The 20,298-nt window shown below is 53.7% G+C and carries 20 protein-coding genes; 3 read left to right on the top strand and 17 right to left on the bottom strand.

Annotated elements, in window-relative coordinates:
• Positions 1-47 precede the first annotated feature (47 nt).
• A complete protein-coding gene (locus tag H8S56_RS01520) occupies positions 48-347 on the bottom strand; it encodes a DUF6916 family protein (protein WP_152535031.1) in 300 nt (99 codons plus the stop codon).
• A gap of 124 nt (positions 348-471) precedes the next feature.
• Here H8S56_RS01520 and H8S56_RS01525 point away from each other — a divergent pair, with 124 nt between their 5' ends.
• Genes H8S56_RS01525 through H8S56_RS01535 form a run of 3 tightly spaced genes read left to right on the top strand, consistent with a single transcriptional unit; the run spans position 472 to position 2,675 of the window.
• Positions 472-960 carry a GNAT family N-acetyltransferase gene (locus H8S56_RS01525; protein ID WP_187517653.1) on the top strand — a complete coding sequence of 163 codons (489 nt, stop codon included), beginning with the start codon at positions 472-474 and terminating at the stop codon, positions 958-960.
• Entirely contained in the window at positions 953-1,675 is a 723-nt protein-coding gene (locus tag H8S56_RS01530) for an aspartyl/asparaginyl beta-hydroxylase domain-containing protein (protein ID WP_187517654.1), read from the top strand. Before H8S56_RS01525 ends, H8S56_RS01530 begins: the two co-directional genes overlap by 8 nt.
• Positions 1,662-2,675 (top strand): sulfotransferase family protein, encoded by a 1,014-nt coding sequence (locus H8S56_RS01535; RefSeq protein ID WP_187517655.1) that lies wholly within the window; start codon positions 1,662-1,664, stop codon positions 2,673-2,675. The genes H8S56_RS01530 and H8S56_RS01535 overlap by 14 nt, the downstream gene beginning before the upstream one ends.
• A 99-nt stretch (positions 2,676-2,774) precedes the next feature.
• Here the strand turns inward: H8S56_RS01535 and H8S56_RS01540 are convergent, their stop codons facing one another.
• The 16 genes from H8S56_RS01540 to H8S56_RS01615 form a co-directional block, all read right to left on the bottom strand.
• A complete protein-coding gene (locus H8S56_RS01540) occupies positions 2,775-4,052 on the bottom strand; it encodes a sensor domain-containing diguanylate cyclase (RefSeq protein ID WP_187517656.1) in 1,278 nt (425 codons plus the stop codon).
• An 887-nt stretch (positions 4,053-4,939) separates the two neighbouring features.
• Positions 4,940-5,845: a LysR family transcriptional regulator gene (locus H8S56_RS01545; protein ID WP_024696251.1), complete on the bottom strand. Its 906-nt coding sequence runs from the start codon at positions 5,843-5,845 to the stop codon at positions 4,940-4,942.
• A 91-nt stretch (positions 5,846-5,936) separates the two neighbouring features.
• Positions 5,937-6,473 carry a 2,4'-dihydroxyacetophenone dioxygenase family protein gene (locus H8S56_RS01550; protein WP_024696252.1) on the bottom strand — a complete coding sequence of 179 codons (537 nt, stop codon included), beginning with the start codon at positions 6,471-6,473 and terminating at the stop codon, positions 5,937-5,939.
• 176 nt (positions 6,474-6,649) lie between these two features.
• Positions 6,650-7,669: a LacI family DNA-binding transcriptional regulator gene (locus H8S56_RS01555; RefSeq protein ID WP_024696253.1), complete on the bottom strand. Its 1,020-nt coding sequence runs from the start codon at positions 7,667-7,669 to the stop codon at positions 6,650-6,652.
• 174 nt (positions 7,670-7,843) lie between these two features.
• Positions 7,844-8,806 (bottom strand): cyclase family protein, encoded by a 963-nt coding sequence (locus H8S56_RS01560; RefSeq protein ID WP_187517657.1) that lies wholly within the window; start codon positions 8,804-8,806, stop codon positions 7,844-7,846.
• A 62-nt stretch (positions 8,807-8,868) separates the two neighbouring features.
• The gene (locus tag H8S56_RS01565) at positions 8,869-9,984 is read right to left on the bottom strand and encodes a glycerol dehydrogenase (RefSeq protein WP_187517658.1); all 1,116 of its coding nucleotides are present in this window, start codon (positions 9,982-9,984) and stop codon (positions 8,869-8,871) included.
• A gap of 89 nt (positions 9,985-10,073) precedes the next feature.
• Positions 10,074-10,844 (bottom strand): SDR family oxidoreductase, encoded by a 771-nt coding sequence (locus H8S56_RS01570; RefSeq protein WP_187517659.1) that lies wholly within the window; start codon positions 10,842-10,844, stop codon positions 10,074-10,076.
• A 57-nt stretch (positions 10,845-10,901) separates the two neighbouring features.
• A complete protein-coding gene (locus H8S56_RS01575) occupies positions 10,902-11,606 on the bottom strand; it encodes an ABC transporter ATP-binding protein (protein ID WP_187517660.1) in 705 nt (234 codons plus the stop codon).
• Positions 11,599-13,380, bottom strand: coding sequence for a branched-chain amino acid ABC transporter ATP-binding protein/permease (locus H8S56_RS01580; RefSeq protein WP_187517661.1), 1,782 nt, complete (start codon positions 13,378-13,380; stop codon positions 11,599-11,601). Before H8S56_RS01580 ends, H8S56_RS01575 begins: the two co-directional genes overlap by 8 nt.
• 10 nt (positions 13,381-13,390) lie before the next feature.
• Complete coding sequence (locus H8S56_RS01585) at positions 13,391-14,266, bottom strand: branched-chain amino acid ABC transporter permease (protein ID WP_187517662.1); 876 nt, start codon at positions 14,264-14,266, stop codon at positions 13,391-13,393.
• Between the two features lie 71 nt (positions 14,267-14,337).
• Positions 14,338-15,549 carry an ABC transporter substrate-binding protein gene (locus H8S56_RS01590; protein ID WP_187517663.1) on the bottom strand — a complete coding sequence of 404 codons (1,212 nt, stop codon included), beginning with the start codon at positions 15,547-15,549 and terminating at the stop codon, positions 14,338-14,340.
• Between the two features lie 356 nt (positions 15,550-15,905).
• Complete coding sequence (locus H8S56_RS01595) at positions 15,906-16,742, bottom strand: alpha/beta fold hydrolase (protein WP_187517664.1); 837 nt, start codon at positions 16,740-16,742, stop codon at positions 15,906-15,908.
• A gap of 83 nt (positions 16,743-16,825) precedes the next feature.
• Positions 16,826-18,214 (bottom strand): MFS transporter, encoded by a 1,389-nt coding sequence (locus H8S56_RS01600; protein ID WP_187517665.1) that lies wholly within the window; start codon positions 18,212-18,214, stop codon positions 16,826-16,828.
• A 248-nt stretch (positions 18,215-18,462) separates the two neighbouring features.
• Complete coding sequence (locus tag H8S56_RS01605) at positions 18,463-18,642, bottom strand: hypothetical protein (RefSeq protein ID WP_024696263.1); 180 nt, start codon at positions 18,640-18,642, stop codon at positions 18,463-18,465.
• A gap of 21 nt (positions 18,643-18,663) precedes the next feature.
• Entirely contained in the window at positions 18,664-19,374 is a 711-nt protein-coding gene (locus H8S56_RS01610; protein WP_187517666.1) for a glutathione S-transferase family protein, read from the bottom strand.
• Positions 19,375-19,423: 49 nt separating this feature from the next.
• Complete coding sequence (locus tag H8S56_RS01615) at positions 19,424-20,182, bottom strand: SDR family NAD(P)-dependent oxidoreductase (RefSeq protein WP_187517667.1); 759 nt, start codon at positions 20,180-20,182, stop codon at positions 19,424-19,426.
• Between the last annotated feature and the right edge of the window lie 116 nt (positions 20,183-20,298).

A 20,298-nucleotide genomic window follows, 5' to 3' on the forward strand; every position in this document is an offset into this window, starting at 1 on the left:
ATGCCTGTGCGGGCCCGAAATGCTTCGATCCCGCACGACACTCAGACTCAGCTGAGCAGCGCCTGATAATAATGAGCTGAATCACGTGGGGCTGTGCCCGGAGCCACTACGGGAACGAGAAACAACTTCAAGGAACCAATCTCGGCGTGCTCCAACAGATAATTGTCCTGCGACATCATCTGCTGCGTGGAACCGCTGAATATCAGAGACAGAGGCGCAGCAAAGTGCTCGGGGAGTCCTCGTCGATCCAGCGCCTCGACGCTATACAGATACAGAGGCATCGAGCCGTGCGAGGTCTGCGACATAAAGCAGCTGCCCACCAACGGTAACAATGATTCGATGGTCATTTGTGGATACATCAACAACATCCCTCGTTTAATGATGACGGTGGAATATAAAACGAGCGTGCTTTATTTTTCGAGAACATTCACCTCTCCACGATACGTTTTTTGCAATCCGGCTGACTAACCCATGCATGAGATTTCTGAAAATCTGGTTCTACGCGAAGCCGCACCGACGGATCAAGGGTTCCTCGAACGGTTATACCGCAGCGTACGCGAAGACCTGACTCAACTCGGCGATGACCCGGCTATCATGGCCTTAATCACCGTGCAGCAAAAACTTCATGACGCAGGGCAGCGCAGCCAGTACCCGGAAGCTCGCCATCTCTTGCTATGGGACGACGGTGAAGCGATTGCACGTGCAGTGCTTGATACCACCTCACAGCGCTTGTACATGGTGGACATTACCGTACTGCCCAGCCTTCAAAGCCAAGGCATCGGCACCTCGATATTACGCTGGGCTCAGCAGCAGGCCGAACATGCCCGGTTGCCGCTGGAACTACAAGTACAGCGACACAATGTCAGAGCGCTTCGCCTGTATCTGGCATTGGGCTTTACTGAAATAGCCTCAAACGAGGTATCCCTCTACCTGCGCTGGGAAGCACGGAAATATGAGTGATCAATCTCCCCCCGCACCCAGCCGATATCTGAAGCTGCCAATATGTTTCGATACCGCCCGACTGGCTGACGAACTGAATGCCATTGTCGCCCCCCAATGGGTTGAGCATTTCAACACCAATGATTACGAAGGGAGCTGGCGCTGCATGGCATTACGCTCGATGAATGGGCAAGCCGATCACATCATCCCCCTCAACGACGCAGAGTTTCTGGATACCGAAGTACTTGAGCAGTGCCCTTACTTCAGGAAGGTACTGGACAGCTTTGCCTGCGAGAAAACTTCGGTGCGTTTGATGGCTTTGGCGCCTGGCGCAGTCATCAAGCCGCACAGCGACCCTGGCACCACGTTTGAAGATGGCCTGGCACGCTTGCATATCCCATTGATAACTCACCCTGACGCAGTTTTCTGTATTGACGAAGAGACGGTCCATTTCGACCCTAAACATACCTGGTATCTGAATGCAGGATGCACTCATGCGGTATACAACCGAAGCACGCAGCCACGCATCCACCTGATGCTCGATTGCCTGCCCAATCCTTGGCTTCAGGACGTTTTCACCCTGGCCGGCTTCGTCCCGCGAAGAAAAGCAGGGTATGACGACCCATGCATCCATGACGGCAACGTCCACGCCATCATCGCCGAGTTGCGCAGCCGCGGCGGTACGATAAATCTGGGATTAGCCGCCAAGCTGGAAGCCGCTCATGACGCCCACTGAAAGCAATTTCACCCGAGCGGTTTTTGCTTCATCCCATCGTAAGCTGTTACGCGCCGATGAGGTCGAACCGCCCCATCTGCAAGGCTGGTATCCCATACTGGCCAACGCCGAGCCACAAGGTCTGTGGTGGCGTTACCTCGGTGAACAGCCCTTCAGCGACGCATTTTTCAGCGAGACCCTGCAAGACCAGCCTGCCGAACAACGGCAGCGCTGCTTCACCGGTTTCAGCGCCCTTGAAGCGTTGCCTGAAGGCTTGCCCCTGAGCGCCTTTATCCTGCACGTATCACGCTGCGGCTCGACCCTGATGACCCAGATGCTCACGACCCTACCGCAATGCGTAGCCCTATCGGAACCGCCGGTGATCGATTCGCTGCTGCACATGCATCGCCAGGGCGGCCTGGACCGCGAGACTTGCATCAACGTATTGCGCGGACTGATCCGCTCCTTGGGCCAGCAACGCGATCCACGCCAGACGCACCTGTTTATCAAGCTTGACTGCTGGCAGTTGCAGGACCTCGAACTGATCCGCGAAGCCTTCCCTGAAGTGCCCCTGCTCTTTCTCTATCGCGAACCGCTGCAGGTCCTGGCTTCCCATCGTCGCCAACGCGGGCCGCAGATGCTGCCGGGCATGCTTGATTCTCACTGGGTGAATGCGAGCACAGAGCATGCCCCTGGAGACTTCGATATCTACTGTCTGCTGGTGCTGAGCCGGTTCATGCAGGTCGCCCTCGACGCGACCCGACAGCAACAGCTGGAACTGCTCAATTACCGCGAACTGCCCCAGGTTATGCCCGAACGGCTGCTGGATCGTTTCGCCCTGCAATGCAGCGCCACCGAGCGCGAGCAGATGATCCTGCGCGCAAGTCGTCACGCCAAGGACAATCAGCCATTCAAAGGCGATGCGCAGCCGGACTTCATCCTCGGTGCCGAACCGGATCAGGCGCTTCTGGATCAGGTGCAGGGGCTGTACGAGGCGCTAGAGCAGCTGCGTCGCGGCTGAATTCTGAGGCCTGTAATTATGAGTCTGGATACTTTCTGAGAGAAACGTGCCACTCCCCCTATGTCGGCGTGAAGCGCGATGACACCTGCCTTGTTTAAGTCAGGATGTCGGTAAAGCCTTGTCTGCCAGCTCTACACGATTCCGGCCATTACGCTTGGCCTTGTAAAGTGAACTGTCTGCACGCTTGATTAACGCCCCCGCAGCTTCACCGCTTAAGAGTTCCGCAACCCCTAGCGATAGGGTTACCGCATCAGCTTCCTCAATGACCAGCTCGGCGACCCCCTCACGAATTCGGTTGGCCAGATCACTGGCCTGTTCAAGAGAGATATCGGGAACCAGCACCAAAAACTCCTCTCCTCCCCACCGTGCAGCGAGATCGCCAGCGCGTATGCGATGAAGGAGAACTGAAGAAACGCTCTTAAGTACCCTATCGCCAATCGGGTGACCGTAACGATCATTGATAGATTTAAAGTGATCAATATCACCTATGATAAGACTGAATGGTTTTCCTGATTGTCGAGCGCGCTGTATATGGAGCTCAAGTTCGTGTTCAGCCGCACGCCGGTTGTGAAGTCCGGTTAGAGGGTCGCGGTGAGCGATTTCAATGAGTTGCTTTTCACGGCCTATGCGCTGGGTAAGGTCTTGGCTAATACTGACGAAATGGGTAATCTCTCCGTTGGCGTTGTGCAAAGGTGAAATACTATGCTCGGCATGGAAAATAGACCCATCTTTCCGCTTATTGATGAACTCGGTTCGAAACGGTTTGCCCTTACGAAGCGACGCCTTGAAATATTCATAGAAAACCCCGTCATGTTTGCCTGAGCGCATTATCCGTGGTGTGTGACCTATGATCTCTGCAGCATCGTAACCGGTTACGTTTTGGAAGGCTTTATTTGCAAAGACAATAACTTCACTGCAATCGGTGATAAAGATGGGATCCAGCGCAACGTTCAGTGCTTGTGCCAGTAGGTGTTGTTCCTGTTCCGCTCGTATTCGACGGCTGACATTTTGTTGAACCGACACAAAATGACTAACCACGCCTGACTCATCTCGAACAGGCGAGATTTTCCATTCGACCGTGTAGGCACTGCCATCAGCACGATAATTAATGGTCGCCCCCTCAAAGAACAGGTTCTCACGCACGCAATTGCGCAAGTGGGCAATTACCTTGGGGTCGGTATCCGCCCCCTGAAGCATGCGCGGGGAGCGGCCGATCAACGCCTCCAATGCGTATCCGGTCATCGAACAAAACTCTGGATTTGCATAGACGATAAATGGGCCACCGCCGGCAACGTCTGCATCCGTAATTAGAATAGCGTTGAATGACTGTTCAACGGCAGCTTCCAACAATGATATTCGCATGCTTGGTGAGGTCATCTGATGTCCGTTCAGGCTGGATGGCAACGGCTTGTGTTGCGTCTGGGCGAGTATAATACTTTTTCCGAATAAGCGTTGATGAGTGCAGGTGACCAATGACCTTCGAGCTGGTGCACCAAAAAAGCAGGTATGCAATATACCAACGCCCCTAAAGCTCTTTACCTCTGCGCAACACAAATGCTCCAAACAGGCAATGCTGGCAGTTCGGAATCACGATAATCATGAGTCTGCTTTCGAACCAGGTTGACATCGAAATACGGGGACAGCAGCCCGCTATATTCCTAAGCGTGCGTGATTTCAGTATCACAACAAGGCACAGAATGTTTATTTCGCATGTTTATGGCTCGGCTATTGTTCAGTGGGTTGATTTGAGGATTTTTTGCGGATTCCGAGTGTACCTGTCCCAAGGTCGTTGGCCCTTGAGAGATCAGTTTCGCCAGCATCCCTTGATTCTGTAACGCAACCGCCCAGATAATGGTCTCTTACCCCCACTACCGCGGCTAATAGGGCCGGCCGTGAAAAAACAAAAATCAAATGGAACTTTTCGTTTGTTGGCTATTTGAATTGGAGCCTGTGAAGGGATGGTTAAGAAACGAAGGCAAAGAACCTTTCTTCTTAACATTTATTGTGGCCCTGCCGGCACATGAAGCATGTAGGACCGGCATGACTAACGCCCTACTCTATTGAGCAACGATATCTTAAGAGGGCGTCATGCTAGAGAATATATTAATTAACATGACTGTCAGGTCAAAACTCGTACACGGTATGCGCCTTTGTCGAGCTTCTGGACAGTAAAGAACAATCACAGCAGGGTAACGATAAATAAAGCGCTGTTCTGCTGAGCATCAGCATTTATCGATATCGGCATTCGACCGCTAGTACAATTTTTAAGTCACCTTCCAAGGGTTCAGACGCCACTTGTTCTGAAAGAACTCGATAAACACACGAATGCGTGGGCTGAGGTGTTTTCTGTCTGAGTACAACAAATAAACCGGCTCAATAATCCCTGACTTGAACTCTTCTAGCAGTGGGACCAACGTTCCTGCTTTCACGTCCAGCCCAATGTGGAAGTCCGCCAGTTTGACGACCCCTGCGCCCGACAATGCCATGTCTCGTAGTAGATCACCTTGAGTGAACGACGCACTGGGCGTGACGGGCACAGACACCCCCTCCCCCTCCTGAACAAACGACCACTTGTTCCACGGGCTTACAAAGCTGAAGTTAAAGCATCGGTGGTGCAAAAGGTCTGCTGGAACAGCAGGTACACCATGCTCAGCGAGGTAGTCAGGAGAGGCACAAATCAGCCATTCACACTCCCCAATTCGCTTGGCAATACGCGAAGAACTGGGCAGTACCCCACTGTGGATAGCAATATCGAGCCCCTGCTCAAAATGGTCGACAAATTGCGCGCCCAACTGGATTTCAACGTCCAGGGAAGGATACAAGTCCAGAAACTCATGCAGCCAAGGCACAATTTGATGCTTGGCAAAAGAAGTCATCGTATGAATTCGAAGCGTTCCACTGACCCTGGAGGGCAAGGCTTCTGCCAGAGAGTCAGCTTCGTTCATGGCCTCAACGACTGCTTTGGCGCTAAGTAGGTAAGCGGCGCCCTCTTCGGTCAGCGTGAGAACGCGTGAGCCCCTTTGAAAAAGCCGAACCTGCAGCCTGTTTTCCAGACGAGTGATCAACTTGCTCACCGCCGAGGGGGTGATTTTATGGACCCGAGCGGCCGCAGAGAAGCTTCCGCACTCGGTAGACCAGATAAACGCAAGTAGCTGTGAGTAATTATCCATTGCCTATCCTAGCGTAAATTGTTGGGGCTTACGCCCCCACCGAACGGCTATAAAAAAACGCGCCGAAGCGCGCTTTTTCATACGACCGGAATTACCGGATGAACTGCTCAATATAGTCGTCTGGCAAGCCCAGTTTTTTGTAATGAGCACGCGCGGCTTCAAGCTTGGTGAAAACGTCCTCATAACCTACTGCGACCCCTTGAGGATCGACGTAGGTGTAGCCACCTTGGACGTGGAACCACGTGATCATTTCTTCAACGTCTTCAGGTACAAAAAGCGTGTGGGTTTCACCTGGAGGCTCATAGGCGAAAGAGCCTTCTTCAGCGACCCAATCGTGCTCCAGGTAGTACCAACGACCTTTGAGTACGATCGCATGTACTCCGCCGGTGTGGCGGTGACGAGAAAGCACTCCAGATTGACGCACACGCAGCAGGTTAATGTAGTAACCGCCACTGGTATTGAGCAGAAGCGGCTTGAACGAAACGGATTGGGTTACTGGAACCCACAACTCATCATCTTCTAACCACTGGGTCATTACACCAGGGTGGACCATGTCTGGCGTCATGTAAGGAACTTGGGGCAACTGGTAAGGAATTGCTAGCTCATCAGGCTTTACAGGCGTATTCATTCTTAGGCCTCTCAGTTTTTATTCACGAACTCACAGCACGATGATTGCGCTCTGATTTCGGCTCACTGAAAGATTATGGCAGTGCCCCCTCGATGAAAATAGCTACGCATTCACACCACCTGTGACGCACAGTCACAGGGATAGAAATTTTTCCGCTAGGCAGCCAGCCGTCGATATCAGGTCTTAACGGGGGCGGTACTCTGCCTTACTATAAGGTCGATTTGAACTCGCTCACGCTTGGCAATCGGGCGACCTTCAATCATGGCAACAATATTATTAGCGCTACTGATGCCAATGTCAGTTGAGGGCACAGATACAGTCGTGAGAGCGGGCACCGAGACCGCCGCGAAATCGATGTCATCGAAACCGGTAATAGACAACTCTGTGGGCACACGGAGACCTAATAATCGCGCCTCCGCAATAGCACCTATGCAGGTTACGTCTGTACTACAGACAACAGCGGTCGGCTGTGGTGTCAGCTCCATCGCCATCCTGAGTCCTGCCCGGCCGCCTTCTAGCGTAAACGGTTGTTGAATGATCTGGTGGGCTGCAAGCTCGATCCCCGCCTCCCTCAACGCCTCTGTAACCCCCTTGAGTCGGTATTGAGCCCGCTCGTTATAGGCAACAACCCCGCTGATCATTGCAATGTCCTTGTGGCCCAGATCCAAAAGATGCTTAGCCACCATACGCCCCCCCTCTTCATTGCTAAAACCAACGCAATGATGAGTATGAGCGCCGTCCAGTGACCACATCAGAATGAAGGGGCACTGCGAGGCATCAAGCGTGTCATACACCGCGGGGCTATGCTCCGTACCTACTAGCAGCAATCCCTCAATACCGCGCTCAATCATGTTGCGCACATTGACCAGCTCCCGCTCCTGATCATATTCATGGGCCGAAATGATCAGGTGATAACCCAACGCATTGAGGCGTTGCTGAAGGGCCTGAACCGCTTCGGCGAAGACCGGGTTGTTGAACGTGGGGAAGATCGCCCCAATGCTGTAGGTTCTACGCGACGCGAGTGCCCTTGCTGCGCCATCTCGGACATAACCAAGCTTGCGGACCGCCGCGACAACTTTTTCGAGCGTCGCGGTTTTTACTAAATGAGGAGTTGAGAGCGCTCGGGATGCACTGCCAATGGATACACCCGCCAATTCGGCAACGTCTTTAAGTTTGGGCTTTTCATTGTTTTTCATCAGAGGGTCAGCATTCCTGGATCGGCACGGTGATTGACGATCGCCGCCAATCGGCGTCCAGGCCTCGGTTTGTCGAGGTAGGACCGATCGCCATGCTAACAATTTTTTAAATTGGAGGGGATGATCCGAGCGCACTAAAAAGAGGGGATCCGAAGATCCCCTAAAGCGTCGTTACTATTTGATAACGATCGGGTTGACGGGCGCCCCAGTACCGCCAACCACTTTCAAAGGCGCTGCGGTATAGAGGAACGTCCACTGATTGTCGGCGGCGCAATCCGCTGCAAGAGGATCCAGCTGCGCGATCTCGGTCAGCGTGATGCCCAGGTTACGCATCAGGGCATTGTGCAGAGGCAGTGCCACACCCGAGACGGGATCGACTGTCACTTCGTTGGCGATGGTGTCGGTGACCAGGTTAGGAGTTTCCATCTCGTGGAACCAGCTGACCAACTCAGGGCTGTAGGTAAGACCCGGCTCGATGAAATCCTTATAAAACTCTTCTGGATCCCGGTAGTAAAAGGACCCGATCCAGCCGGTTCTGATGATCAGGATGTCGCGCTTCTGAATCGTCACGCCTTGAGCTTCAGCGGCCTTCATCAAGTCCACATGATTAAACGTCTCGCCAGGGTCAAGGACGTCTTTGCCACGATAACGCGCCATGTCGATCAGAATGCCTCGCCCGACAACACCTCGTTCTCCGATCGGTGCAACGCTGGCCTTGGCCAATGAACCGATCGTGGTATCGGCGTCATAGCCGTTCCAGATTTGATCGTCATACCAAACGTGACCCAGGGCATCGTATTGAGTCGATCCTTGGAGATGGAAAAACATCACGTCATCAGCAAACTCATAAGAGCCAGGAAAGTGTGGGCCTTTGCCGCAGTTGTAATGACCTCTGTCCATAATATTCATGCGTTTGGGCTGCGAACGCCCAGGCCAGATCGGATCGCCTTTTGGATCGGCCATTCGGACCTGCAAAGTGAAGGTCTTGCCTTGCTTGACCTCGGCAATACCCTTGAGCACTTCAACGCCAGTCAAATAGTTAAGAGCGCCTACCTCGTCATCCGGGCCCCACTTGCCCCAGTTTTTAGGAGAGTCTTTAAGCAGTTCGTGAACATGAGGCACGGTTTTTTCGTTCATTTTTTCGATCTCACTTTTTTTGTATTTGTAAAACAGCCCGGCGGCCGTCGATTAAAGCCGAATCACAAGGCGTAGGACCTCACGCTAGTCAAGCGTGAGCCGATGTTGTCAGCCGTTGCCAAACCATTAACCAGGCGTTCGTAGTCCAACGGTGGATTCATATTTTTGGCGTAGGCAGCTGACAAGGTGGCGTCAACCACGGTGCTGATTTGCGCCGTGGTAAACGGTACGATCTGGCCAAGCTCAGCGAACGTCACGGGCAGCTTTACGTCATGCAACAGACGGGCAACCTTATTGATCTCCTCAACAGGACGCCCCTCTACCGCCATCTGCACCAGCGTGCCGAAGGCAACCAACTCACCGTGAAGCATTGAGGCCATGGCTGGAATGGCCGTCAATCCACGTACCAGCGCATGGGACAGAGACAGGCCGCCACTTTCAAAACCCACACCACTGATCAAGACGGTGCCCTCTATTACCCGCTCGACGTCGTCAGTCACCTCGTTACGACAAACCGCCTGGTATGCCGACACGCCGTATTGCATCAGCGTGTCAAAAACCATATCGGTCAGCATTAACGCGGTATGCAACGCCGGTGTTCCAAAGGAATTATTGCCGCCTGCGGAATGGCATTGGTGGGCTTCGAATTTTTTACTGATAGCATCGCCAATGCCCGCAGCAAAGAACCGAGCCGGAGCCTGAGCGATGACATGGGTGTCAACGATGACCGCTGAAGGGTTCATCTTCAGATACTCCACCCCCACCACTTTGTGATGCTCATTGTAGAGCACGATCAGCCGACTGGTCGGCGCGTCACTCGACGCAATGGTCGGGCACACGATGATGGGAACGTTTAGATTCACCGCCAGCCCCTTGGCTGTATCAATCGTCTTTCCTCCACCCAGCGCAATAATTGTGTCAGGCGAGTGGGTCAATGCTTGTCCAGATAACCGTGCAATGGCGGCGTGAGTGCACTCACCTGGGAACTCAATATGCAAAGGCTCGAAGCCATGCGTCTTTAAGGCATCGCCAACATCAGGCCACAAATGCCTGGCGACATATTCATCGCACACTACCAACGGACGAGACCGCCCCATGTCGGTCAGTACTCTGCCCAACTGATTCAACGCGCCAGGCCCTTGCTCGTACCGCCCTGGGAACCCCATCGTTTTGACCATGGCCGACGCCCTCTAAACAAGTGATTACTGCTTGAAACCAAGTGATCAAACGTTCTTGATCAGGCGCATATTTTCTGACGACCCCGTCGTTACCGCATCAACCAACCGCCCGCTACATCAACGACTTGGCCTGTAATGAAATCGCTTTCATTCGACGTGAGAAAACACGCCGCCCTGGCTACTTCAAGCGGTGTTCCCAGCCGACGTAATGGCGTCTCATCGACAACCGCCTGGTTGGCTTGCGCTGAGACAGTTTTGAGTAACGGGGTTTCGATCCGACCGGGTGCCAATGCATTAGCCGTGATCCCGAACGGCCCCAGTTCACCGGCCAGATGACGGGTAAAACCAATGATGGCGGCCTTGGTAGCGCTGTAGTGAGCAGCCACAATCGGTAAAAATGCGCTACCTGCCACTGAGGACATATTGACGATGCGGCCAAAGCCACGCTCCACCATGCCAGGCGTCAGAACCCGAACAAGGTTGAATGAACCATTGAGGTTGATGTTGACCACTCGCTGCCATTCTTCAGGCGTCATTTCCCAAATCGGCGCGGGAGCACCGTCGTGCTTTGGCGAAATCCCGGCGTTGTTGATCAAGGTGTCGATCGGGCCCAACTCCTGACTCAAACGCTCACAGGCTTCTGCACAGGCTTGGTAATCACCCACATCGGCTTTTGCCCACCCGACGGTAAACCCGGCCTCACGCAGTAGCTCAGCCTGTTGCTGCACCTTCACTGCATCGGAATCGATCAAGGCGACAGCGGCGCCTTCCTGACAATACAACTCAGCGATGGCAGCACCAATGCCGCCACCAGCGCCAGTGACCAAAACGACGCGCCCGGAGTGTCTGGAATTTGTCATAGCAAGTTCTCATCGTTGTTGCGGATTTAATAAGTGCACAGCCAAGAATCGACTCGATCAGAGCCCGAGGTAGGCGCGCTTGACATGCGGGTTATCGAGAAGCTCCTGGCCCGTGCCGCTCAGCACCACCTCGCCGTTTTCAAGTACGTAGCCTCGATGCGCGATACGCAGGGTATGGACGATGTTTTGCTCGACAATCAGCACGGTTGTTCCCAACTCTAGAATTTTGCTGATGATCTCGAAAACCTGTGAAACCAAGAGGGGTGATAAACCCAGGGACGGTTCGTCGAACATCAAAAGCTTGGGTTCGGCCATCAGGCCACGTGCAATGGCAACCATCTGTTGCTCACCACCCGAGAGCGTTCCCGCGTTCTGATCCAGGCGCTCACGAACCCGTGGAAAGAGATCAAGAACATCGTCGAGACGCTGTTTGTAACCCTTGCGAGCGCTGCGCTTGTAGGCGCCCATCAATAGGTTGTCGCGCACGCTGATGAACGGAAACAACTGACGCCCTTCCGGTATCAACGTCAGGCCAGCATCGACAATTTGATCCGGGCGATTTCCGTCAATGCGCTGCCCTTCGAACTCGATAGTGCCCTGGGAGGGAGTAACGATTCCGCACAGGCTGCGCAAGGTCGTGGTTTTACCCGCTCCGTTCGCACCGACGATGGTGACGACCTCACCGGCATTGACCTCGAAAGAGACCCCACGAAGAATTTCAGTACCGCCATAGCCGCAATGGATGTTGTTGAGCTTAAGCATGGCTGTACTCCTTGCCGAGATAGGCTTCGATGACCTGTGGATTGCTGATGACATCCTTCGGCGCGCCTTGCATGAGAACGGTTCCGGAGCTGATCACGATGATCCGGTCCGACAGGCTCATCGTTGCTTGCATGAGATGTTCGATCATCAAAACACTGACCCCTGAATCGCGGACTCTGCGAATAACAGCTATCGCCTTGGCCACATCCGTTGGGTTGAGTCCGGCCATCACTTCATCCAGCAACAAAATTCGTGGACGAGTTGCCAGAGCACGGGCCATTTCAAGTCGCTTCATCCCGCCAACGGTTAGGTTGCGTGCCCGAGTGTCCAGCAGGCTGGAGAGTTCGGTCAGTTCCGCCACTTGCTCCGCGACCGCTCTCGCCTCCTTTGCATCAGCCGTATGCATGAAGGCACCCAACATGATATTTTCGCAGACACTGAGATCAGCGAACGGTTGAACAATCTGAAAGGTGCGTCCGATACCGGCTTTCGCGAACTCGGCCGGGCTGCTCGGGGTAACCCATTCACCATTGCGCAAGCGAACCCTGACCTGGCCTTTGGAGGGCAAAAGGAAACCAGAGAGCTGATTGAATACCGTGGTCTTACCCGCGCCATTTGGACCGATCACACCGACAATTTCACCTTCGGCCAAGCTCAGCGACACATCGTTGGTCGCATGCAGTCCGCCAAAGAATTTGTGGAGATTTTCAGAAACCAGAATAGGCTCGCCGATCATTACCGATTGCGGTTCAGGCGCTTGGGATTTAATTGACCGGGTAGCAACCGTAACGGGCCGACGTCCACCGGGTAATGAGTCGATCCAGCCAAATACACGTGCCCCAAATCGCCCCACCAAACCCTGCGGAATAGTGAGTACCACGACGACCAGCACAATGCCGTAGACCAGACCATGAACACCACTGCCCATATCGCCCAGCCAACCGCGCGCAAGCTCCGCCAGTGGCAATACCAATAACGTACCAATCAACGGCCCCGAGACAGTCCCCAGTCCTCCAATCAGAGCGAACATCGCAATCTGAATCGACATATCCAGCGAGAACATTGAACCGGGCTCAATAAAGGTCAGGTACATCGCATGGAAACTGCCCACCAGACTGGTAAGGAATGCCGATAAGACGACCGCAATCAGTTTGACTTTGACCGAATTCACGCCGACCGCGTGCGCGGCGTCCTCGCGTTCGCGAACAGCAATCAGGTAATAACCCAATCGCGAATTTTTGATTTTCCAGGACACCGCCAGGCTAATGATCAGAAAGCCAAAGGCGATCAGCAAATAGGGCCAGCGCGGGCGAAACAACATCCACTCGACGCCCAACTTGAGGGGTACACCCAAACCGGCAGCACCGCCGGTGACGTCATGTTGATTGATGGCCATCAACCGCACAACTTCGAGGACCGCAATCGTCGCCAAGGCAAAAAACGGTCCGCGTAATCTGAAACAAGGCCAACTGATTAACACGGCCACAATTGACGACAGGATCGCGCCAACGAACATCCCGATCCAGGGACTGATGCCAAAGTTGATGATCAGCAGCGTGGTTGTATAAGCCCCCGCGCCATAAAACACCGCATGACCCAGTGAGAGCTGACCGGCAAAACCTCCGACAATGTTCCACGCACTCGCGAGCGCCGCATAACTGCAAATCAAGATGAACAAGTGATAAACGAAAGGAGAGCCCGCCGTCAGCGGAATGACCAACAGCAACGCCAGAACCAACACACTGACATAAACACGCGGATGCAGAATATTCATGACCTTCTCCTTATTCAGACCCGCGACCGGCACCGAATAGACCTGTCGGACGGAACACCAAAATGCCGAGGAAGATCGAAAAATAAACGACTTCCTTCAGGTCTGGAGCGATGTAGTAGCCCGCAAGGCTGTCCACGATTCCGATCAGCATTGAACCCATCAAAGCCCCCGACAGACTTCCAAGACCGCCGAGTACAACGATCACAAAGGCGGTCAGGACAAAGAACGTGCCTACCGTAGGGAAGACCGGGTATTGAGGCGCGATCAGGCCCGACGCAACGCCCAGGCAGGCACAGCCCAAACCGAATGCGAAGATGTAGATATTCTTCACGTTGACGCCCATCAACTGCGCCGCGTTGCGATGTTGCGCGGTGGCCCGCACGGCTCGGCCCAGGAAGGTGTTTTGCAAAAACCACTGCAACCCCGCGACCAGAACCAGCGACATCGCGAAAGTGATCAACTGGCCACTGCTTGCGCGAAAGGCGCCAAGGCTTACCGTGCCGGTGCCAAAATTGACGTTCTGCACCGTCATGACGTCGGCACCGAATATCAATAGAGCGCCATTCATCAAAGCGATTGAGACACCCACTGTCGCAAAAATCTGGATATGCCCTTCGGCACTAAGCAATGGCTGAATGATGAATCGCTGCATTGCGGCACCGGCAGCAAATAAAATGACCGTTGTGGGAATGATCGCCACATAGGGATGAATCCCAAAGTGAGCGTTCATCAAGTACACCGCATACAGACCGATCATCAAAAACTCGCCATGGGCGAAGTTGACCACCCTGACGATGCCGAAAATGAGCGTTAGGCCGATGCTGATAATGGCCAACGTGCCACCGAGCAATAGGCCGTTCAAAATGAGCTGGATGAAAATTTCCAAGGTTTGCGCCCTCTTTGCGAGCGAACGAATCCGCGAGACTCAGCGATCGAGCCCCGACTGGACTATTGGCTTCAGGGTTGGTCGGAAAAGCGGGCTTTTGTCACCGCAGCGGCTTCGGGGTAGACGGTTTTCAACACACCATCCTGCCATTGCATGATTGCCGTATTGGCTCGCTGGTTTTGACCGTTCTCACCGAACTTTGCCCCAATGCCGGCAGCCGTTGCGCCGACAGGAATATCCACACTCGCCACCGATGCGCGGATCGCATCACCCTCCAGTGACTGGCTTTTTTCCATGGCATCGAGGAAGACTTTCGCACCGACATAGTTAATCAAGCTGTGACCTGAGCGCGGCTCGCTGCCGAAACGGTCTTTGTAGGCTTTGGCGAACGCACTGATACCTGGAGCGCCCTTTTCATTTGTTTGAAATTGAGGAAAGTCCACATCCAGAACGCCTTCCATATTTTCAACGCCGACAACCTTTACTGTGTCCTGCATGGAATATCCGCCACCTGCGCCGATCACCGCTTTAGGTGTGTAACCGGCTTCACGGATTTGGCGGAAAAACAGCGTCGTATCGTTCTGGTAACTGGTCTGCAATACCACGTCCGCTTGTGCACCTTTCAGGCGAAGAATAAGCGACGAGAGGTCCACAGCTTTGGCTGAATAGGGAAGCACTTCGACCACATTCAACCCTTGCTCTTGCGCCAGCTGCTTCTGGAACCCGGCGATGGTTGTACCGTACAACGCATCCTCGTGGATGATGGCAATCTTGAGTTGCTTGGGGTCGATCTTGAGCGAGGGCCCGACGATTTGAGTAATCGCGGAGATGGTGCCTTCAGCGAAATTCCTGGCGGTTGGATTGCTTCGCATGACGTATTTCATGTCCCGCTCGGTAATGTTGTCGGAGACCGCACCCAGCTCGAAATAAGGCACGCCGGCCAGTTCGGTGACCTGCGTGGCAGCGAACGACAACGCAGAGGAATAGCTGCCGAACACGGCGATGACATTTTCAACAGACGTCAGTTTGCGAGCGGCACCTACAGCTTGCCCTGCGTCAACAGCATCGGCTTTGAGTAGTTTTATCTGCTCGCCTTTCAAACCTCCGGCAGCGTTACGTTCTGCAACCGCTATTTCGACGCCGCGATAGCTTTCATCGCCGAGTAAAGCCAGAGAGCCGCTGAGGGGATAGAGCGCACCGATCTTGATGTCCGCGTGTGCGGCAATTGAAGTGCTCAGGCAAAGCATGACGGAGGCGGTTTTAACCCAGTTTTTTGTACTCATTGTTATCTCCTGGTTTGGCGCCAGCGCACTGGGACACCTATTGAATCGCTTCATATCTTCACCTCAACCTTTGTGTAGGTCATTGTGCTTGTAGAAATGAAGCCTCCAATTTTAGATTTATTATTGGTCAAGCTCATTTATGAAGCGCTTCATATTTATCGCAAAATTATTAACGCTGTCAAGCGCCTATATAAGGATCGACAACCGGTAAAACCTCAGCTTTTTCTTAGCAAACAGGCGCGAAAAAACCTCAAGGTGCCTGCGATACAGAGGCGCCTCAGACGAGGGATAAAGACTGTTCGTTCTCGTGAAAAGCGTGCGACTTCACGCCCTATGCACGAAAGAGAACTTTTCGTTCATACGCGTGGATCTGCGTAGAACTCGATGATGACAGGAAGTACCTGTTCGGGCGCTTCCAGGGTCGGGCTATGCCCTATCTTGCTCAGCCGAATCAGTTTCGAATTCGGCAGTTCTCGCTTCATCTCATCGGACCATGCTGGAGGCCGCGGCATGTCCTCTTCACCGTTGATGATCAGCACCGGGATGCTGATCGATGACAGCAGTTCTACTGAACTGTCGCGGTGCATAACCCCTTTCATTGCAGGGCGAAGTGTTTTTGGCAACGCCTCAATGCGATCACGCCAGTAAGCCACCAATTCCTGCTTTCCCGGGTTGTTGCGCGTGCTCTTGCCGAACATCACTTCCATGGTCATGTCGAGAATTTCGCCCGTAAAACCCTGCTTCCCAGCATCGACAACCCACTGCGCAAAACGCGCACCTTGCTCAGGCGGTTCGCCGCAGGCTGAGGACCCTGCGACCACCAGGGAGCGAAACAAATCCTGCTGCCTGGCGATGAGTCTAAATGCCACATCGCCGCCCATGGATTGCGCCATGACATTGATTTTCTTAAGCCCCATCTTTTCAATCAATGCCGCCATGTCATCAGCACACTCATCCATGGTGATGATGTCGACATCATGTAGGGCACTTTTGCCCTGCCCTCTAAAATCGGGTCGTACTACCCGATACTTGCCAGCCGCGGCCTGGACCAGACCATCAAACATCGTCCCATCAAGAAAGCAGGAGTGAAGGCAAAGAACGACTGGCAGGTCAGCTTCACCTGTGTCTTCGACCCATAGAGTCGTGCCATTGACCTGGATATTTTTACCGTGCGAATTGGTGACGTGTTGCATGTTGATTCTCCTGACATTAGACATCCCCGCGAGGGAATTTTTTATAAGTTGCAGGTGTGACATTTTCAGCCTGACCGACGATCTCAGCTCGCCATGTTGCAAGACACTTTGGAAACCAACGCCTTATCATGCTTAAGAAACCAGCCCGTGGTTTCACGAGTGAAGAAGGCCGTCACAAACGCTGCGACGATCATCAGCCCGGAAATGAAATACAGGGCGTAGTTGTAGCCTGACACTTGATCGAAACCGCCACCGGCACCAATGAACATGCCAATCACAAAGGGGCCGAAGCCGCCTGCGTAAATGCCCACGTTGACAATGGAACCCGCGATGCCCGTGGTGCCGGGCTTGGCCGAATCAAAGGCAATCGCATACAGCAGCGTATAAGGCGCGTTCATCGCAAACCCGGCAAACAGCTGGATACAGATCAGCCAGGTCAGGCTTACAGACGAAAATTTGAAGAGGTACATGCCGATTGCCAGCCAAGCGAACACGACGATCAGGCATAACTTGCGACCCAGCCGATCAGAGATCCAACCCCAAGCTATCTGACCGAGCCCTCCAGTGATGGTAAACAGCACCGAGTACGCAGCCGCTTCTGCGAAGTTGTAATGGGCCACGAACGCCAGATATTGCGGCAACCAGAAACTGATCCCGAAATAGCCGACGATGGCGAGCATCGACACCAACGCGATGGTGCTGATATTGGGGTTGCGGATGGCGGAGCGAAACGCACCTTCCGGAGCGACTACTGTTCCTTCCGCGGCACTCAGAGCCGGCACGGTTTCGCCTGCATCACGTACATGATCGACGAAAGACTGATAGCGTTTTTTGGTGCAGAACAACCAATAGATCGAGAAAATGATGATCATCGGGACCGGGAACCACAGGAACGCCAGACGCCAGTTTTCAGGCCCATAGGCATTCAGTAACGCACTGATAGCCAGACCACCGATCAGTGTGCCCCATGGATATCCCGTGTGATGAAGCCCTAGTGCAAAACCGCGTCGCTCGCGAGACCACCACTCGGATAATGAAGTGACTTCGATAGCTTCACCGGCGCCACCGAAGGCGTGGGAAATCACTTGTAAGGCAACGAGCATGCCCAGTGATGCGGTCAGGAAATTCAACCCCGTCAAAAAGGTGAAAAGCGTGTAGGCAATGACGATCGGCAGGTGGCGATACTTCCTCATCCAGCCCTGACCGCCCTTGTCTGCCCAGATCATACAAGGCACGGCGATCAACGACGTAGCAATGGTGATGAAGGCTGCGAGCAAACCTGTCAGCTCAGCGCTGGTTTTGAATTCGCTCGTAATTGAGGGTAAAAGCATGAAGAACATCTGACGTGAGTTCGCGTCCATGGCATAGACCAGCCATAGCAACGCCATGGCTCCCCACGAAGCGCCTCCAGCTCCTTTGGAAACCCGCGCGAACGAGGGAACGGCACCAGCTTTTTCTTGAGCGAGGCCCATAGGACTATCTCCCGCTGAATTTTATTTTTATTGTCCCTACTGATGATGGTTGCAGAGCACTCATATCGTCGGGTTTGCAGGTGGCTACTGAACAATGAAAGTACTCGCAGCCACTGCGCGAAAGATTAAGGCTCGACGAGATTTGATTGATATAGCTAGAAAATCACACCTGCTTTGAATTTTTGGCACACGTAGATGTGTATACGGGGGACGGCAGCAGGCGGATATAGATCGTCGTCAGCGCTTTCTCACTGAGCTTGTCGTTTCGGGAAGCGTTTTGCCATCGTGCGCGCAATAGCACCATCGATCAGGACAGCCTCGTGCTCGCCGGAAATCAGCATTGGCGCACTGTAGTGATCAACTGACTCCAGACACAGCATCAGGTTTTTTCCCGAATTGAGCGGGAGCCAGACCATCATGGACTTCATAACTTGAACCGGCCAGAGAGCCTATCCATTCAAACCCGCCACGGGGTGGTTACGTATTGACCCTGAGAGCAGTGCCTGCTGATTAACGAGATGCTGGTGGAGTCGATTGGCGTAATCGTCTCCCACGGCAGACATGACACTTGGCCTCTCAGCCAATGACGATCGCCACGCCGATACGCGAGGAAAGTCGTCAAAGATAGGCTGGAATATGACAGGGCTCAGCAAGTCAAAGTATCGAAAAGCAGGTGCAAACACCGCATCGACCATACTGAACGCTGATCCTGAAAAATAAGGCTCTTGATCTAGCTTATTCTCAAGCTGATGCAAGTTATGTCGAAGGGCAGCCTTTTTTACACCCGCCATTACAGGCTCTTGGGCATTGAGAAATTGCCAGGTATCAGCGAGCACCGCCACTCCGAACTCCACCCAGGCACGCTGTTGTGCGCGTACAAGCGCGTCGTCGGAATAGAGGCTAACGCCACCCTGCGTTTCGTTGAGATATTCGCAAATGGCAGTGCTCTCGAACAGTATCGTGTCTGCTCTGTCTTGCAGCTCCACCTTGAGTAAAGGCTCCTTTCCCATTGGCGACAGCGCCAGGAACCAGTCTGGCTTGGCAGAGAGGTCGACGCTGATCCTCTCAAAGGGCAGCTGTTTTTCCAGGAGCACGATAGCTGCTCGTTGAACGAAAGGGCACAGAGGATGGCTGATGAGTGTCAGTTGAGCGTGCGGCATGGGAGGGCTCTCGGTTGGGCGGCGACGGGTAGAGTGAGTCCGGCTTTGGCTACAACAGTTGCCCGCCCGAAACATCAAAAGTCGTCCCGTTAGCCCAGGCCATGTCATCGGAAAGGATGGCGGCTACCGCACCGCCGATATCGTCTGGCAGGCCCACACGCCCAAGTGCGATGCCCTGTGCCACGTAGGCGTTCACATCCTTGTTGTCGCGCACTGCGCCACCGCCGAAGTCGGTTGCGATGGCACCCGGTGCGATTGCATTCACCCGAATCTGGCGCGAACCCAGTTCTACTGCCATGTAACGGGTGAGCACTTCAACGGCGGCCTTTACCGCCGCGTAAACGCTGTACCCCGGCAACGTAAAACGCAAGAAGCCGGAGGAAACGTTCAGGATGCGACCGCCATCCTCCAGAAGCGGTAACAGCTTCTGAGTCAGGAAAACCGGGCCGCGAAGGTGCGTGGCGACCAGTGAAGCAAACTGCTCCTCGGTCGCGTCAATGAAGTTCGAAAACAGACCATTACCCGCATTGTTGACGAGGAAGTCGAAGCGCTCGCGACTGAAGTCGCTCTTCAGGACATTAGATAATGCGCTCGAAAAATCCTGGTAGCTGGCGGTATCGGTGATGTCGAGCGCAAGCATGACGGCTTTGCCGCCTTGCGCTTCGATTTCCCGCATAAGCGATTCCGCTTCTGCTGCGCCGCTGCGATAGGTACCAATGATGTATATGCCGCGTTTGGCCAGGTGAAGAGCCATATTGCGGCCAAGGCCACGGCTGGCGCCGGTTATGAGTGCGATCTGATTGGTCATGGGCTGTCTCTGCTAATTCAGGCACGCCTTTTGGCGCTCTGTTGACCTGCCCAAGATAAGCAATAACCGGTTTGCACCCCACGCCCAATAATCTCAATTTATTGCCTGATTGTATC

Source organism: Pseudomonas triticifolii, assembly GCF_014358015.1.
GTDB classification, from domain to species: domain Bacteria; phylum Pseudomonadota; class Gammaproteobacteria; order Pseudomonadales; family Pseudomonadaceae; genus Aquipseudomonas; species Aquipseudomonas triticifolii.